Source organism: Chelatococcus sp. KU-N122 (genome assembly GCF_055391085.1).
Map to the genome: position 1 here is coordinate 4,440,262 of NZ_AP043981.1, position 14,564 is coordinate 4,454,825.

Consider the following 14,564-nt stretch of genomic DNA (forward strand, 5'->3'; position numbering starts at 1 on the left):
TTGGGTGGTTCCATCCAATCGCAAAGCGCTCCAGAGCTGGAGGAGCGAGGGCCATGGGCGAGGGCATCTGCCGCGACAAGGTGGTGCTGGTCACCGGGGCGGCGTCCGGCATCGGCCGTGCCGCGGCGTTCGCGCTGGCGCGGGAGGGCGCCCGCGTGCTCGCGGCCGACCGCAGCCAGGCCGGCGCCGAGGCCGTCGCGCAGGCGGTGCGCGCGGCCGGCGGCGACGCGCAACACGCCGTGGCCGACGTGTCGCGCGAAGAGGACATCGCGGCCATGGTCGAGAGCGCGATCCGGCATTTCGGCCGCCTGGACGGCGCCTTCAACAACGCCGGCATCGGCGGCACCGAGACGGGAAGCTCCGGCAAACGCACGGCCGAGATCCCGCGCGACGCTTGGGACAGGATCATCGCCGTCAACCTGACCGGGGTCTGGCTGTGCATGAAGCACGAGATCGCGGCCATGCAGGCGGCCGGCGGCGCCATCGTCAACACGGCCTCCGTCGGCGGCCTCGTGGGCCTGCGGACGGCGGCGGCCTACACCGCGAGCAAGCACGGCGTCGTCGGACTCACCAAGGCGGCGGCCATCGAGTACGGCGCAGCCTCGATCCGCGTCAATGTCGTCTGCCCGGGCTACATCGAGACGCCGCTGATCCAGACGAACCTGGATCAGCGGCGCAGCAAGCTGGAGCAGCGCACGCCGCTCGGTCGCCTCGGTACGCCCGAGGAGATCGCCGAGCTCGTGGTCTGGCTCTGCTCCGACCGGGCCGCCTATGTGACGGGCGCCGCCTACACGGTCGACGGCGGCTATACGGCCGAGTGAGGGAGGCGGGCATGCGCATGATCGAGGCTGACGGCAAGGACCTGCTCCGCCGCGCCGGGCTTCCAGTTCCCGCCAACGCCCGGCTGCTCGGCCCGGACGACGAGGTGGTGGTGCAGGCGCCCGCGGTGGCGAAGGCGCAGATCCTGGCCGGCGGGCGCGGCAAGGCCGGCCTCGTGCAACTGATCGAGGTGGACGATGCGGCGGACCGCGTCGATGCCATCCGCCGAGCGCTGCGGGAGCGCGGCGAGGAGCCGCTCGTCCTCCTGGAGGACAGGGTCGCCATTGCGCACGAATACTACCTCGGCTGGCGCATCGACGACGTGGCGCAGCAGCCGGTGCTGATGTTCTCCGTCAACGGCGGCATCGAGATCGAGAGCCACGCCGGCAGCCTGTGCCAGCTGCGGGTGAGCCCCTTGCGGGACGCCTTCCCCCACGACTTCATCGCCTTCCTGCGGGATGCCGGCGTCGGGGGCCGGACCCTCGGCGCCGTCGCGCGCTTCGCCGCCGACAGTTATCGGGTGTTCCGGGCCGAGGACGCCGACCTGCTGGAGATCAACCCGCTGGTGGTGACGGCGGCCGGCGATGTGGTGGCGCTCGACTGCAAGATGTCGGTCGACAACGCGGCGGCGGCCCGCCACCCCTCCTGGCGGGCGCTGCCCTCCTACCGCTTGCGCCACGCTGGCCTGACGGTGCTGGAGACACAGGCCGACGACGCCGGCGTGACCTTCGTCGAGCTGCCCGGCAACGTGGCGCTGATGTCGGGCGGAGCGGGGCTCGGCATGGCTCTGGTCGACCTCCTCGCCGAGAGCGGACTGGCTGCCGCCAACTTCTGCGACACGATCGGCGGCAGCGGCATGGCGGCTTTCACGCGCATGGCCGAGCTGGTGTTCGATCGCGCCGAGCACCCGGAGGTGAAGGCGATCGGCGCCTTTTTCACGCTGTCGGCCACATCCCTGCAACCGGCCGTCGTGAGTCTGATCGAGACGATCCGCCGGCGCCAGCCGTCGAAGCCGGTCGTCGTCGGCTTTGCCGCGACGGGACCGGCCCTGCGCGAGATGAGCGTGGCGCAGGCGAAGGCGGCCTTCGCCGAGCTCGGCTACGACTGCGTGTCCGAGCCGTCGGAGCTGGTGGCGGCGCTACGGCTGCGGATTGCCGGCGGCGCCTGAACCTGCCGGGCGCCTCAGTCGGCCGTCGGGCGCAGCACGCAGCGAAAGCCGACGTGGCTGGTGGACGTGTCCACCGGCTCGGCATGGCGGGCGGCGGGGCGGTAGCGCCGGCAATAGTTCGGCGCGCACAGGTGCGACCCCCCCTTGAGCACCTTGCGCGGGATGAGGACGGCCGGCTGGCCGGGGTCGTAGCTGTCCGCCTCCGGACCGCCGCGCGGATTGAGCGGCACGCAGCACGCCTTGGGCGCCGGCTCGGCATGGCGGGTGGACCAGAAGTCCGTGGTCCATTCCCAGACGTTGCCGATCATGTCGTAGAGGCCATAGCCGTTGGGCGGGAAGGCCCGCACCGGCGAGGTCCGCTCGAAGCCGTCGCTGGCGAGGTTCTGGAACGGGAACTCGCCCTGCCAGGTGTTGGCCAGGTGGCGGCCGCCCGGGGTCAGCTCGTCGCCCCAGGCAAACTCCGCCTCCGCCAAGCCGCCCCGCGCTGCGAACTCCCATTCCGCTTCCGTCGGCAGCGCCTTGCCGGCCCAGGCGGCATAGGCCTCGGCGTCCCGATACGCGACGTGCACGACCGGGTGGTCGTCCAGGCCCTTGATCGACGAGCCCGGCCCGGTGGGCCGCCGCCAGTTGGCGCGAAAGCGGAAGCTCCACCACTGGCTCCAGTCGCGCAGGTTCACCGGATGGTCGGGCGGGGAGAACACGAGCGAGCCGGCCTTGAGCATATGCGGCAATGCGCCGGGATAATCCTTCGGGTCCGGCGGCGTCTCGGCCATGGTGACGTGGCCGGTGGCCTCGACGAAGGCCCGAAACCGGGCGTTGGTGACGGGCGTCGCGTCGATGAAGAAGCCGCTGACCTCGGCCGGATGGGCGGGGCGCTCCTCGGCATAGTGCTTGTCGGAGCCCATGCGGAATTGTCCGCCCTCGATCCAGACCATGCCGGTCTCGGCGGGCGCGGGTGCGGAACCGGGACGATGGCGGGCGTTGCTGGATCGGTTCACGACGCTTCTCCCCACGGGGGTCGACACGCGACCCGGCGCGCTTCTTTCACGATCCGGTGAGCTCGCCCGATCGCGAAGCACTCTGGCGCCATCGCGGCGCGCCCTGGTCCTTAGGATCCGAACGGCCCGGCAGCAAGCTATGTATTTTCGGCCAAGCAGACAACTGGCGCACCGGTTTGATTGTCGGGAGCGCGACAGTCTTGTATAGCTGAGGTGACGTCAGGTCGTAGCCAGAACGTCAAGCGACATTCCGCAGTTAGATGCTGTGGATTGCGCGGAAGCGATTGCCAACTGATCGGTCTACTCATGGTCAGAATCGCAAACCATCAGTTCACTGATCCATATCACTATGAAGAGACGCTGCGCGCCGCAAATGTGCGCGGCATCGTGGCCGAAAAGGGAGACTTTGCGGCCGAACTTCTGCAGGTCGACCTGGACAGGTTGTGGATGCAGGCCGGCTCCGAGAGCCTGCCGCGGTCGGCCCACATCCAGCTTGCACCGGACCGGGTGCCGATCTTCTTCCTGCCTGGCCCCGAGGCGCCAACGCTGCAGACGGGCGGCGTCGACCTGAAGCTTGGGATGGTCGTCGTTTGGGGCCCTGGCTCGGCGCATTTCCAGCGGACGGAGTCGGCGGTCCAGTGGGCGACCATGTCGCTCACGCCCGACGACCTCCAGGCGGCGGCCCGAGCCATCGCGGGGCACGACATCGTCGTGCCGCGCGAGACGGCTGTGCTCCGGCCGAGCGACGCGGCCATGGCGCGGCTGACGGCGTTGCACGCCGATGCGCGGCGCCTGGCGAGGGAAGCGCCCGAGCGGCTCGCCCATCACGAGGTGGCGCGCGCGCTCGAAAGTGCGCTCACCCACGCCATGGTGGACTGCCTGACCGAGGCCGTCAGTATCGAGCCGGCCTATTCCTACCGTCAGCACGCCGCCGTGATGAAGCGTCTGGAGGACATGATCTACCGGAACGCGGACCGTTCGCTCTACCTGTCCGAGGTGTGCAAGGCCGTCGGCGCCTCCGAGCGGACCCTGCGCCGCTGCTGCCAGGAGCAGCTCGGCATGGCGCCCAACCAATATCTGCTCCTGCGCCGCCTGCATCTCGCCCGTCAGCGCCTGCTCGAGGGCGATCCCCGCGCGACGTCGGTCACGGAGATCGCCACCGGGCTCGGCTTCTGGGAACTGGGGCGCTTTTCAGGCGCCTACCACGGTGCCTTCGGCGAACTGCCGCGCGCCACGCTCGGCCGCCCGCCGGCCGAGTACACGGCTCGCCACGTCCATCGCGTCTGGCCGTGATTGCATAGACAGCTTCGCCGGCTCGGGCATCCTGACCGGACATGCTGCGCGGGCCTGGAGTCATGCCAGACATGGTCCAGTGCGCCGCCGCTCGTCCCGGCCGGGATCCCCCTATGCAGTGCAGTCCGGTCACGATCTGCCCCGATTCCGAGAGCTTTCAGGCGGCGATCGTTGACCTGCGCTTCGACCACGTGGTGAGCGCGGCCAGCCCGTTTCCGGCCCGCGTACTCCGCGTCGCCATCGGCCAGCTCCGTCTGCTCGCGGTCGACGAGTCAGGTGCCCGGCTCGGCATCGCCCACGTGGACGACGACAGCGCGGTCATCGTCTTTCCGACCCGCCAGGCGACGAGCCAGGCATGGCAGGGCACGGCGCTGCGGCCGGGCGAGCTCATGCTGGTAGCTCCGGGCACACGACTATACCATCTGATGCGTGGCGCGGGGAGCTGGGCGTGGGTGATGTTGCCGGCGCGGCTGCTGCTCGACTGCTACGCGGACCTGACCGGCGAGCGCCTTGCCATGCCGAAGGCGGAGGGTGTGGTGCGGCCGCGGCGCAGCACATTTGCCGCCCTCGCCGGGCTTCGTGACGACATCGCCGAGCTTGCGGCCTCGGCACCCGAGCGATTGGCCAACCCGGAGGTGGCGCGGGCGTTGGAGCAGGAGCTCATCGCGGCGCTCGTCGGCTGCCTGGCAACTGCACCCGCCTCCTACGAGCCGAAGCGCCGCGTCGCGACCCGGGTGCGACACGGGGCGATCCTGGCGCGCTTCGACGACTGCCTGGCGCTCCAGTTGCAGCAGCCACGGCCGATCGGCGAGCTGGCGCAGGACATCGCCGTGCCCGCCCGAACGCTCCACTCGATCTGCGGCCGCTTCGCCGGCCTGACGCCGAGCGCCTATCACTTGGCGATCCGCTTGCGGGCCGCGCGGGCGCTTCTGCGCGAAACCGACCCTGCCACTACCACGGTGGGCCCGATCGTCCGCTCGCTCGGCTTCAAGCGGCTGGGCCGGTTTGCCGACGACTACCGTCGTGCCTTCGGCGAGAGCCCCGAGACGACGCTCCGTTCCGCGCTCAAGTATGCGCGGGCGCCGGCTGTCGCCGGCGACGTCCGCGGCAGATAGAGCATGATCCCAAAAAGTAGACAACGGTTTTGGACGAGATCACGCTCGAGACAAAGACTTAGAGCGAGGCGCATCACGCGGGGGGTGATCGTGTGGCGCGGGCACGGCAAACGGCCCGCGATCGCGGCGAATGACGCCGCGATCCGGGCGCGTTAGAGCATGATCATCTGCCATGTGGATGGTCCCATCCCATGGCGAAATGCTCTGGTGTGGCACGCGGTGCGATGCCAGAGACAGTCGCTCGCGCGCCGCTCATGGCGAAGCACGGTGACTTGCCCGCTCAGCAGGCGTTGCCGCCGGTGCTCTGGCAGCCGGTGTTGCCTTGAGCATCGCGGCCGGTGCTGATCGGGCCGCCGCCGGGGCCCGGCCTGTCGGTGCCCTGATTGCCGCCCGTGCTCTGCGAGCCGTAGTTGCCCTGAGCATCGCGGCCGGTGCTGATCGGGCCGCCGCCGGGGCCCGGCCTGTCGGTGCCCTGATTACCGCCCGTGCTTTGCGCAAGCATGAGCGCGCCTGTCGCCTGGCGCGACGAGGCGGTGCTATCTTGCGAATTCGCGAATGTCTGGCCCGACAGGGCAAGCGCGACAGCGGTGACGGAGAGAATTGCGTAAGCCGTTTTCATGATGGCCTCCAATTCGCGTTGGTCACGATTCGGTCGTCGTGAGACAATCGTTTGCTGGGAAGCGGTGATCCGGCCAATATTCGGCGTTGCATCCGGACGTTATTCCGGCGTCGGTCGTCGGCCGACGCAGCACCGCTCTTGCAACTTGCTCACCACGACTAAGACCGTCTATGCGCTTTCGGCCAAGCAAATGTGTGGCGATGCTCAATCCGATTCCGGTTGCCGCTGTCCCGGAATGCTCCGCCGGGCGCAGGGGCGCAACTCGGCGCGGCCCCCGGTCGTCACGCCGTGCCTGGCGGGCTCAAGCCCCGTCGTCGGCCCACTCGACGTGCGCTTTGATCGCGCCGGTGGCGGGATCGATCCAGCCGTGCGGCCGGGCTTTCTCGATCATGGTCGTCAGGGCCTGCTGCCATGCGGCGCTGTCCTTCAGCGTCGGCCACTGCCGCAGGGTCTGCTCGGCAACCCACGCTGTTGCGTCGTCGGGAAAGCTGATGCGGCCCGCGAGCGCCTGCCGCATGCCGTCGAGCCCCCGCCGCGGCCCCTTCGCGCAGACCTTGAAGGCCCGCAGATTGTCGTGCTCCAGAAGCGCCAGCTGCGCATCGGTGACTTCGAGGATCATCGCTTCGTCCCTCCGTCGATGATCATACGGGCGGTCACCGCACCGCGCCGCCGCGCTGCAGGCGCTCGCGCTCCGCGTCGGCATAGCCGAGATCGGCCAGGATCTGCATCGTGTGCTCGCCCAGCGCCGGCGGCGGCTGCCGCGGCCGCGGCGGCGTATCGGTGCCGAACAGGCGGCCGGCGAGTTGGATGTCGCGGGCCGGCGACAATGCGATGCGCTCCAGCACCCCGGCGCTCTCCAGGGTGGGGTCGGCCATGTACTCGGGCAGTGTCTGCACCGGGGCGGCGGGGACGCCGGCCTCGATCAGCGCCGCGAGCAGGGCCTCGCGCGACCAGCCGGCCACCTTGGCCGCGACGAGATCGTTGACCGCGCCGCGTGCCGCCGCCCGGTCGGCGAGCATGGGAAAAGGAAGCTCGTCCTTGGCTTCAGGGGCGAGCACGCTCCATAGCCGGGCCCAGAGCCGGTCGTTGCTGGCTGCCAGGAGGACGGGGCCGTCGGCCGTGTGGAAGCTGCCGTAGGGAACGAGCGAGGCATGGCCGCTGCCCTGGCGCTGTGGTGCGACGCCGCCGTGCGCGTACGAGGCGAGCTGGAACCCCATCAGGTTCGTCGCGGTGCGCAGCAGCGCCGGCTCGACGCGGCCGCCTCGCCCGGTGACGTCGCGCTCGCGCAGCGCCGCCAGGATGGCGATCGTCGCGACCAGGCCGGTGCCCATGTCGACGACGCTCGGGCCGCAGCGCACCGGCTCGCCGTCAGGCTCGCCGGTCATGGCCATGATGCCGCTATAGGCCTGGATCGACGCCTCGTAGCCCGGCAGCGCCTCGGCGCTGGTGCCCGTGGGGAAGGCGCGGATGGCGCAGTGGATCAGCCTCGGGTTGAGCGCCTCGATGACGTCGCGGCCGAAGCCGAAGCGCTCCAGCGTCCCCGGCCGGTAGTTGTCGATCAGCACGTCGGCCGTCGCGAGCAGGCGGCGGAAGATCTCCTGGCCGTCCTCCCGCGCCAGGTCGATGGCGATGCCGCGCTTGCTGTGGTTGACAGCGATGAACGCCGCGGCGACGCCGTCGACGACGGGCGACCAGCTGCGCACCTCGTCCATCTGCACGGGATGCTCGACGCGGATGACGTCCGCGCCCAGGTCGGCGAGGATGGTGCCGCAATAGGGGCCGGCGAGAACGCGCGACGTGTCGATGACCCGAAGTCCCCGGCAGGCGATGCCGCCGCTCTCGAGGGGGCCGTTCATCGGCGTGCTGCTCATCGGCCAGCCTCCAAGGTTTCGTTCAGGCGCGGCCGGGTATGCCGGCTTGCTCCGCGAGCGCGATGGTGCGTCTGGCGCGGCGCAGCATCGGCTCGTCGACCATATCGCCCTCGAACAGAAAAGCACCATGGGCCGGGACGGCGGCGAGCAGGCGGCGGCAACGCTCGACCTCGTCGGCGCTCGGCAGAAAGGCGCGGCGGATCACCTCGACCTGGGCCGGATGGATCGCGAACTTGCCGCGCATGCCGAGGACCGCCGCGGCCTCCACGTCGCGGGCCAGAAAGGCCGGATCGCGCAATTCGGCGGTCACGGTGTCGAGCACCGTCGTTCGTGCCGCCGCAGCGCAGAGCAGGATCTGGTCGCGGGCGTGAACGAGCGGCGGCAGCAACTGCCCGGCCGTGTCGCGCGCGTTGCGGAGCCCCATGTCTGCAGCCAGATCATAGGGGCCCCAGCTGACCGCGGCGACGCCGGGCTTGGCCAGGATGTCCGGCAGGGCAAGCACGCCGCGCGCTGTCTCGACGGTGATCACCAGGCGCAGGGCGTCGGCCCCGGCATGGAGGGCGAGGATGTCGTCGACCTCCGCCCGGGACTGCGTCTTCGGCAGCAGCAGCGTCCGGCCGCCGGCGGCGACCACGGCGGCGGCATCGGCGCGCCCGCGCGGCGTCGTCGGATGATTGATGCGCACGATTGCCGGGGCTGGAGATTGCGCGAGATAGGCGACGACGGCGGCCCGCGCCGCGTCCTTGCCGTCGGGCAGGATGCTGTCCTCCAGGTCGAGCACCGCCTGATCGGCGGCAGCCGCGGCCTTGGCGAAGCGCTCGGGCCGGTCGCCGGGGCAGAACAGCAGCGCCGGGCCGAGGTCGTCGTCCTGGTCCATGTGTGGCTCCATGCTTCAGCGGATCTCGGCCGCGCGGCGCGCCAGGTCCTCGCGATGGTCGGGATGGGCGATGGCGGCGAGCGCCTGGGCGCGCTCCTTCATGGTCTTGTTGCGCAGGTCGGCGACGCCGTGCTCCGTCACCACGATCTGCACGAGGCTGCGCGGCACCGTCACCGGTCCGGGTTTCAGCGCTGGCACGATGCGCGCCTCGCCGCGCTTGGTGGCGGAGCGCAGGGCGATGATCGACAGGTTGCCCTCGAGCTGGGCGCCCATTGCGAAGTCGATGCTGCCGCCGATGGCGCCCACCTGGCGGCCGTCGAGCGTTTCCGAATTGACCTGGCCGTAGAGGTCGATCTCGAGCGCCGAGTTGACCGAGACGAAACGCTCGCGCGTGGCGAGGCTCGCGAGCGTGTGCGTCGACAGCGCGTCGGTCATGACGAGGTCGGCGTTGTCGCGCGCCCAGTCGTACAGCGCCTGGGTGCCCAGAACTTCGCCGACGACCGCCTTGGGGCCTTCGGCGACGCAGGCGCCGGCCTCGATCAGCTTCCAGGCCGGATCGCTGATCTGCGACAGGATCCTCAGGTTCTTGCGGCCGAGCGCGACGAGGCCGTCGAGCATGGCGCCGGGAATGGTGCCGATGCCGAACTGGATCGTCGTACCGTCGCCGATCAGTTCCGCGGCCCGGAGGCCGATGGCCCTGTCGATCGCGTCACCCTCGCGGTGCGGAAAGGCGATCAGCGGATGGTCCGCCCGCACCAGGATGTCGAGCTCCGATTCGTGGATCAGCGAATCTCCGTGCGTGCGGGGCATGGCCGGGTTGACCTCGGCGATGACCAGCTTCGTGCCACGGATCATCGGACGGTGCTGGCCGGTCGAGATGCCGAGGCTGTGATAGCCCTTGGCGTCCGCCTCGCTCACCTGGACGAGCGACACGTCGATCGCGGCCGACAGCAGGAAGCGGGCCGTCTGGGTCCAGTTCAGCGGCAGGTACTCGGCCTGAACGTCGCGCGCGTCCGCGCTGAGCAGGGTGCCCGGCATGAACCAGGTCTTGAGCTTGAAACCGTTGCCGGCCCCCGGCTTGAGGAACGGATAGCCGGTGAGCATCATCCCCGACAGCAGCGTCACGTCGCGCAGGTCGTTGCCGCGCTGCCATAACGCCGCCGTGAGCGAGGTCGGCTCGGCCCCGACATGGCCGAGGCCGACCGTCATGCCGGATGTGACGGCATCCACGGCATCGGCGGCGGACCGCCATTTGCTGCCCCCGGTCCTGCTCATGCGCGGCGCCCTCCGCATTGTCGCCCGAAGTCACGAAGCTATGCCGACCCGCCCGCGCCAAGCGCCCGCGCCGATCGAACGGCTTTATAATAAATTATTTTCCCATATATAGAACTTCATGACCGGTCAAGGCGAGGGGATAGCCGGTCGATCCGGCGCGTCGCAAGGTTTCGTCCCGGAGCCCTAGAAAACCATGATAATTTGGCGATCTTCGGACGCCGCCGCCGGCGGCAGCATGACGCCGCCGGTCGCCCCGCGTGCGCTGCGCTCTGCAATAGCTTAACCTAATAACGATCTTACAGGCTTGTTGTCATATTCGGCGCATGCTAGCCCATCAGGTGGGTGGTTCGGCCGCGTGGATCGTCGGTCGCCGCATACGGCCTCGCACGATCCCGCGCCGGCCCGTCCGGGCGGCGCGCCGGGCTGACGGGAGATGTCATGGCTGTGTTGCTTCGGGCTTCGGCGAGAGTGGTGGCGCTGGCGGCGACCGGGCCGTACGGGCGGGCGCAACTGGGCTCGATGCAGGAGGGCGGCACCCAGATCGTGGCAGGGGTTTCGGTCGGCCGCGGCGGCGGAACCTTCGAGGGCATCCCGCTGTTCGACACCGTCGCCGAAGCCGTGGTCGCGACGGCGGCCGACACCGCGGTGATCTACGTGCCGGCGGCAGGCTGCGGCGCCGCCATCGTCGAATGCGCGGATGCCGGCATCAAGCTCGCGCTGGCCGCCGCGGAATTCGTGCCGCTGCACGATTCCCTCCGCGCCCTGGCCTATGCGCGCGAGAAGGGGACGTGGGTCGTGGGGCCCAACACCGCCGGCATGGCGACGCCGGGTCAGGCGATCTTGGGCTCGATCCCTCAGGGCTTCACGGCGCCCGGCCGCATCGGGCTCATCGGCCGCAGCGGAACGCTGACGATGACGGTGGCGCGCATCATGAGCGAGCACGGGTTCGGGCAGAGCACGGTGACGCATATCGGCGGCGACATGCTCGTCGGCCGCAATCCGCACGAATGGGCGAAGCTCTACCTGGACGACCCGGACACCGACATCCTCGTCTATTGCGGCGAGATCGGCGGCACCAAGGAATACGCGATGCTCGACCTCGTGGCGGCCAGCCGCAAGCCGATCATCGCCTTGATCGTCGGGCGTAACGCCCCCGCCGGCAAACGCATGGGGCATGCGGGGGCGCTGGTCGGCGCCGAGCGCGAGACCGCGGCGGCCAAGGCGGCGGCGCTCGCCGAGGCCGGTGCGCTCATCGCCACATCGCCCTACGCGATCCTGGAGCGGCTGCGCGAGCTTGAGCCCAGCGCGGCCTGAGGAGCACGACCCATGGACACGCTCGTCATCGGCGAGGCACGCATCGACAACGTGATCGAGATGGAGGTCGCCTTCGAGCCGGAATGGCTGCTCCACGACGCGGCGGCGGCGGATGTCCTGGCTGACTACGACGCGCTCGGACCGAGCCTCGTCGATCGGGCGACGGGCCAGCTGAAGCTCGTCGTGCAGTCCTATCTGGTGCGCACGCCGACACGGACGATCCTGATCGACACCTGCACCGGCAATCTGCGGCAGCGCCCATCCGTGCCGTTCTTCCACATGCTCGAGACGCCGTACTTCGATCGCCTGTGCGCGGCGGTGGCGCCGGAGGCCGTCGACCTGGTCGTGTGCAGCCACCTCCACGTCGACCATGTCGGCTGGAACGTGCGGCAGGACGGAGCGGGCTTCGTGCCGACCTTCCCGAACGCCACCTACCTGTTCAGCGAGCCGGAATACCGTTGGTGGCGCGACGTGCACGCCCGCGATGCCGGCACGCCGCAGGCCAAGGCATCGTTCCTCGAATGCGTCGAGCCGCTGGTACAGGCGGGGCGCGCGCAGCTCGTGCCGCCCGATCACGTGCTCGAGCACGGCCCCGACCTCGACATCCGGCTCGAGGAGCTGCCGGGGCATACGCTCCATCAGGTGGGCGTGCACATCCGCTCCGGCGGGCGCCACGCCTTCTTCACCGCGGACGCGGTGCACCACGCCATCCAGTTCGCTCATACCGCCTGGCGGTCGCGGCCGGACACCGACCCGACCCTCGGCGAAGCGACGGCGCGCCGGCTGATCGCCGCCTACGCCGATACCGATACGATCATCCTCACCGGCCATTCGCCCCCGCCTACGGCGTGCCATCTCGTCCGCGACGGTGACGCGGCGCGGCTCGTCTGGGCGCGCTGACCGACTTGCCTTCGACAAGAAGCGACCGCGGCCCGCTCGCGCCTTCATCCCATTCGAAGAAGCGCCGAGTCCCCTCTATCTGAACCATCGATCGTAAATGGCGCCGTAGGTCCCGTTCTGCATCGATTGGTGCAGCCATTGATCCACGAAGGCAGCCAGATAGGGGTCGCGTTGGATCCAGTATGCCTTCTCGACGAAGTTGAACGGCGTTTCGGGATGCGCCGCGCACAGGATTTGCGGGTGCAGCTTCTCTTGGTAGCGCGCTTCCGAGGCATCCGTGATCATGACGTCGGCTCTGCCGGCGGCCAGCTCGTCAAAAATACTCGGATTGTTCTCCCAAACGACGACCCTGGCCTGCTTTAGATTCGCGCGGGCAAATCGTTCATTGGTGCCGCCCGGGTTGACGATGACGACAACGTCCGGCCTGTCGATGTCGGCCAGCGAGGTGAACCTGTCCTTGTCCGCGCAGCGGCCGATCGGCGTCTTGCCGTCCTTCATGTAGGGAATCGAGAACAAGCCCTTCTTCTGCCGGTCGAAGGTGATGGAGATGCCGCCCATGGCGACATCGAAGGCGCCAGCTTCGAAATCCTCCATGAGCTTGGGCCAGGATGTGGGAACGATCTCCAGCCTGACGCCAAGGGCCGCAGCCAGGTTTTTCGCCTGGTCGATATCGAACCCGGAGAATTCGCCTGTCGCGGCATCCCGATAGGTGAAGGGCTTGTAGTCGCCGGTCGAGCCCACCCTGAGCACTCCGGACGCCGCGATCGCATCGAGACGGGATGCGGGCATCGCCTCGCGAGCTGCTGGCTGCGGCAGAGGCCCAAACAGCAGAACCAGACAGATGACGAGCGCGCGCAGCATGGGCCGTTCCGTCGAGCTACCAGGGCCGCCCCGAAAGGGGCAGCTCGGCCGAGGATCGCGCGATTCCGAAAGGCTGTTCAAGCGGTTCCGGGTACTCGGGTGAGATCGCCCAAGTGCCGGGAATACTCCATGTTCTTGAATCTCGAGCGCTTCGTCGCCCGGCGGCGATGCATCAGAACGCAGATGTCGGCCCGGTCTGTCGGGCCGCCGTTGTTTCGAAGCGACGAACGGCCGGATCGAGCCCGGCCGTGACGAGCGCGAACGATGCCCCCTGCCGGCTCAGCTCCGCACGGAGCGGCCGAGCTCCTTCTCGTGCTTGACGAAGGCCTGCTCGGAGGCGTCGGCGCGCAGCTTGAGCAGCTCGGTGTTGCGTTCGCGCATGGCGTTGTAGGTCGCCACACGGTTGGCGTTGGCTGTCGAGAAGTGAGGCATGACATAACGCGCATAGAGCTCGTAGCACTTGCGCGTCTGGTCCCAGTCGGCCCAGTCGACGTGCTGCGCCAGGAAGACACCGAAGCGTCCCTGCTTCTTGCGCAGGCGCTCGATCATGGCGATCGCATCGTCCGGCGAGCCGATCACCGCGCGGCCCGAATCGATCAGGACGTCGACGAGATCGCGGCCGTCGCTCGGGAACGGGTTCGGCGCCACCATCTCGTAGTATTTGGCCCAGCGCTCCAGGCCATGGCGCACATTCTCGCGCGCCTTCTCGCGGGTTTCGGCGATGTGGAGCGGCGCCACCAGCCGCAGCTTCGCCGCATCCATGGCGTGGCCGTGCTGCTCCGCCGTTTCGCAGGCGATCTTCCAATTGGTGTCGAGCACGTCGAAGGCGCCGATCTGCGAGGCGGCGACGCAGAGCATCGACAGCCCGAGCTTGCCGGCGGCCCGGCCGCCCGAGGGCGTGCCGGCGCTGGCGACGGCGAACTCGGGCAGCGGCTGGCTGTAGGGCAGCAGGTGAGCGCGCGCCTTGACCAGCTCGTACCACGAGCCTTTGGCGGTGACCTCCTCGCCGCGCAGCAGCCGCAGCACCAGCTCCAGGGCTTCCAGCATCATGTCGCGGGTCTTGTTCGGATCGAGGCCGAGCATCAACGCGTCCATCATCAGCAGCCCGGGCCCGACGCCGAAGGACACGCGACCGCGCGTCTGATGGTCGAGCTGCGCGATCCGGTTCGCCGTCATCAGCGGGTTGTGGTAGGGGAGGGTGATCACCCCCGTGCCGAAATGGATGCGCCTGGTCAACTCGGCCGCGGCGGCGATGAACAGCTCCGGCGACGAGATCATCTCGTAGCCGCCCGAATGATGCTCGCCGATCCAGACTTCGTCGAAGCCGAGATCATCCAGAACCTGGCACAGCTCGAGGTCGCGTCTCATCCAGGTGGTCGGGCCTTCCTCGATCGGATGGTACGGCGCCAGGAAAACTCCATGCTTCAGCGGGATGGTCGACATACGTTCCTCCT

The 14,564-nt window shown here is 69.2% G+C and carries 14 protein-coding genes; 6 read left to right on the plus strand and 8 right to left on the minus strand.

Annotation, left to right across the window (positions count from 1 at the left end; genetic code table 11):
* The first annotated feature begins 53 nt into the window (after positions 1 to 53).
* Both ACZ5PO_RS20035 and ACZ5PO_RS20040 read left to right on the plus strand, forming a co-directional pair.
* The gene (locus tag ACZ5PO_RS20035) at positions 54 to 821 is read left to right on the plus strand and encodes an SDR family NAD(P)-dependent oxidoreductase (protein ID WP_464183396.1); all 768 of its coding nucleotides are present in this window, start codon (positions 54 to 56) and stop codon (positions 819 to 821) included.
* An 11-nt stretch (positions 822 to 832) separates the two neighbouring features.
* On the plus strand, positions 833 to 1,987 hold the full coding sequence (locus ACZ5PO_RS20040; protein WP_464183398.1) for an ATP-grasp domain-containing protein: 1,155 nt from the start codon (positions 833 to 835) through the stop codon (positions 1,985 to 1,987).
* Positions 1,988 to 2,001: 14 nt separating this feature from the next.
* Here the strand turns inward: ACZ5PO_RS20040 and ACZ5PO_RS20045 are convergent, their stop codons facing one another.
* On the minus strand, positions 2,002 to 2,922 hold the full coding sequence (locus tag ACZ5PO_RS20045; protein ID WP_464196946.1) for a formylglycine-generating enzyme family protein: 921 nt from the start codon (positions 2,920 to 2,922) through the stop codon (positions 2,002 to 2,004).
* Positions 2,923 to 3,291: 369 nt separating this feature from the next.
* On the opposite strand from ACZ5PO_RS20045, the gene ACZ5PO_RS20050 reads away from it, so the two are divergent.
* Both ACZ5PO_RS20050 and ACZ5PO_RS20055 read left to right on the plus strand, forming a co-directional pair.
* Positions 3,292 to 4,278 (plus strand): helix-turn-helix domain-containing protein, encoded by a 987-nt coding sequence (locus tag ACZ5PO_RS20050; RefSeq protein ID WP_464183399.1) that lies wholly within the window; start codon positions 3,292 to 3,294, stop codon positions 4,276 to 4,278.
* 113 nt (positions 4,279 to 4,391) lie between these two features.
* Positions 4,392 to 5,393: a helix-turn-helix domain-containing protein gene (locus ACZ5PO_RS20055; protein WP_464183401.1), complete on the plus strand. Its 1,002-nt coding sequence runs from the start codon at positions 4,392 to 4,394 to the stop codon at positions 5,391 to 5,393.
* A gap of 280 nt (positions 5,394 to 5,673) precedes the next feature.
* Here the strand turns inward: ACZ5PO_RS20055 and ACZ5PO_RS20060 are convergent, their stop codons facing one another.
* From ACZ5PO_RS20060 to ACZ5PO_RS20080, 5 genes are all read right to left on the minus strand, one after another.
* A complete protein-coding gene (locus ACZ5PO_RS20060; protein WP_464183403.1) occupies positions 5,674 to 6,012 on the minus strand; it encodes a hypothetical protein in 339 nt (112 codons plus the stop codon).
* Between the two features lie 301 nt (positions 6,013 to 6,313).
* Positions 6,314 to 6,631, minus strand: coding sequence for a hypothetical protein (locus ACZ5PO_RS20065; protein ID WP_464183405.1), 318 nt, complete (start codon positions 6,629 to 6,631; stop codon positions 6,314 to 6,316).
* Between the two features lie 34 nt (positions 6,632 to 6,665).
* Positions 6,666 to 7,883, minus strand: coding sequence for a CaiB/BaiF CoA transferase family protein (locus tag ACZ5PO_RS20070; protein WP_464183406.1), 1,218 nt, complete (start codon positions 7,881 to 7,883; stop codon positions 6,666 to 6,668).
* Positions 7,884 to 7,905: 22 nt separating this feature from the next.
* On the minus strand, positions 7,906 to 8,760 hold the full coding sequence (locus tag ACZ5PO_RS20075) for an HpcH/HpaI aldolase/citrate lyase family protein (protein WP_464183407.1): 855 nt from the start codon (positions 8,758 to 8,760) through the stop codon (positions 7,906 to 7,908).
* Positions 8,761 to 8,775: 15 nt separating this feature from the next.
* Positions 8,776 to 10,035 carry an acetyl-CoA hydrolase/transferase family protein gene (locus ACZ5PO_RS20080; RefSeq protein ID WP_464183408.1) on the minus strand — a complete coding sequence of 420 codons (1,260 nt, stop codon included), beginning with the start codon at positions 10,033 to 10,035 and terminating at the stop codon, positions 8,776 to 8,778.
* 438 nt (positions 10,036 to 10,473) lie between these two features.
* On the opposite strand from ACZ5PO_RS20080, the gene ACZ5PO_RS20085 reads away from it, so the two are divergent.
* Together ACZ5PO_RS20085 and ACZ5PO_RS20090 are read left to right on the plus strand one after the other, a co-directional pair.
* Entirely contained in the window at positions 10,474 to 11,349 is an 876-nt protein-coding gene (locus ACZ5PO_RS20085) for a succinate--CoA ligase subunit alpha (protein WP_464183409.1), read from the plus strand.
* Positions 11,350 to 11,361: 12 nt separating this feature from the next.
* The gene (locus tag ACZ5PO_RS20090; protein WP_464183410.1) at positions 11,362 to 12,249 is read left to right on the plus strand and encodes an MBL fold metallo-hydrolase; all 888 of its coding nucleotides are present in this window, start codon (positions 11,362 to 11,364) and stop codon (positions 12,247 to 12,249) included.
* 75 nt (positions 12,250 to 12,324) lie between these two features.
* On the opposite strand, the gene ACZ5PO_RS20095 is transcribed toward ACZ5PO_RS20090, so the two are convergent.
* A complete protein-coding gene (locus ACZ5PO_RS20095) occupies positions 12,325 to 13,110 on the minus strand; it encodes a transporter substrate-binding domain-containing protein (protein WP_464183412.1) in 786 nt (261 codons plus the stop codon).
* 279 nt (positions 13,111 to 13,389) lie between these two features.
* Entirely contained in the window at positions 13,390 to 14,553 is a 1,164-nt protein-coding gene (locus ACZ5PO_RS20100; protein WP_464183414.1) for an LLM class flavin-dependent oxidoreductase, read from the minus strand.
* Positions 14,554 to 14,564 lie beyond the last annotated feature (11 nt).

Excerpts from the sequence above, each read along its gene's own strand:
- ACZ5PO_RS20035 (WP_464183396.1), top strand. The coding sequence starts at position 54 with ATGGGCGAGGGCATCTGCCGCGACAAGGTGGTGCTGGTCACCGGGGCG.
- ACZ5PO_RS20040 (WP_464183398.1), top strand. The coding sequence starts at position 833 with ATGCGCATGATCGAGGCTGACGGCAAGGACCTGCTCCGCCGCGCCGGG.
- ACZ5PO_RS20045 (WP_464196946.1), bottom strand. The coding sequence starts at position 2,922 with ATGGTCTGGATCGAGGGCGGACAATTCCGCATGGGCTCCGACAAGCAC.
- ACZ5PO_RS20050 (WP_464183399.1), top strand. The coding sequence starts at position 3,292 with ATGGTCAGAATCGCAAACCATCAGTTCACTGATCCATATCACTATGAA.
- ACZ5PO_RS20055 (WP_464183401.1), top strand. The coding sequence starts at position 4,392 with ATGCAGTGCAGTCCGGTCACGATCTGCCCCGATTCCGAGAGCTTTCAG.
- ACZ5PO_RS20060 (WP_464183403.1), bottom strand. The coding sequence starts at position 6,012 with ATGAAAACGGCTTACGCAATTCTCTCCGTCACCGCTGTCGCGCTTGCC.
- ACZ5PO_RS20065 (WP_464183405.1), bottom strand. The coding sequence starts at position 6,631 with ATGATCCTCGAAGTCACCGATGCGCAGCTGGCGCTTCTGGAGCACGAC.
- ACZ5PO_RS20070 (WP_464183406.1), bottom strand. The coding sequence starts at position 7,883 with ATGAGCAGCACGCCGATGAACGGCCCCCTCGAGAGCGGCGGCATCGCC.
- ACZ5PO_RS20075 (WP_464183407.1), bottom strand. The coding sequence starts at position 8,760 with ATGGACCAGGACGACGACCTCGGCCCGGCGCTGCTGTTCTGCCCCGGC.
- ACZ5PO_RS20080 (WP_464183408.1), bottom strand. The coding sequence starts at position 10,035 with ATGAGCAGGACCGGGGGCAGCAAATGGCGGTCCGCCGCCGATGCCGTG.
- ACZ5PO_RS20085 (WP_464183409.1), top strand. The coding sequence starts at position 10,474 with ATGGCTGTGTTGCTTCGGGCTTCGGCGAGAGTGGTGGCGCTGGCGGCG.
- ACZ5PO_RS20090 (WP_464183410.1), top strand. The coding sequence starts at position 11,362 with ATGGACACGCTCGTCATCGGCGAGGCACGCATCGACAACGTGATCGAG.
- ACZ5PO_RS20095 (WP_464183412.1), bottom strand. The coding sequence starts at position 13,110 with ATGCTGCGCGCGCTCGTCATCTGTCTGGTTCTGCTGTTTGGGCCTCTG.
- ACZ5PO_RS20100 (WP_464183414.1), bottom strand. The coding sequence starts at position 14,553 with ATGTCGACCATCCCGCTGAAGCATGGAGTTTTCCTGGCGCCGTACCAT.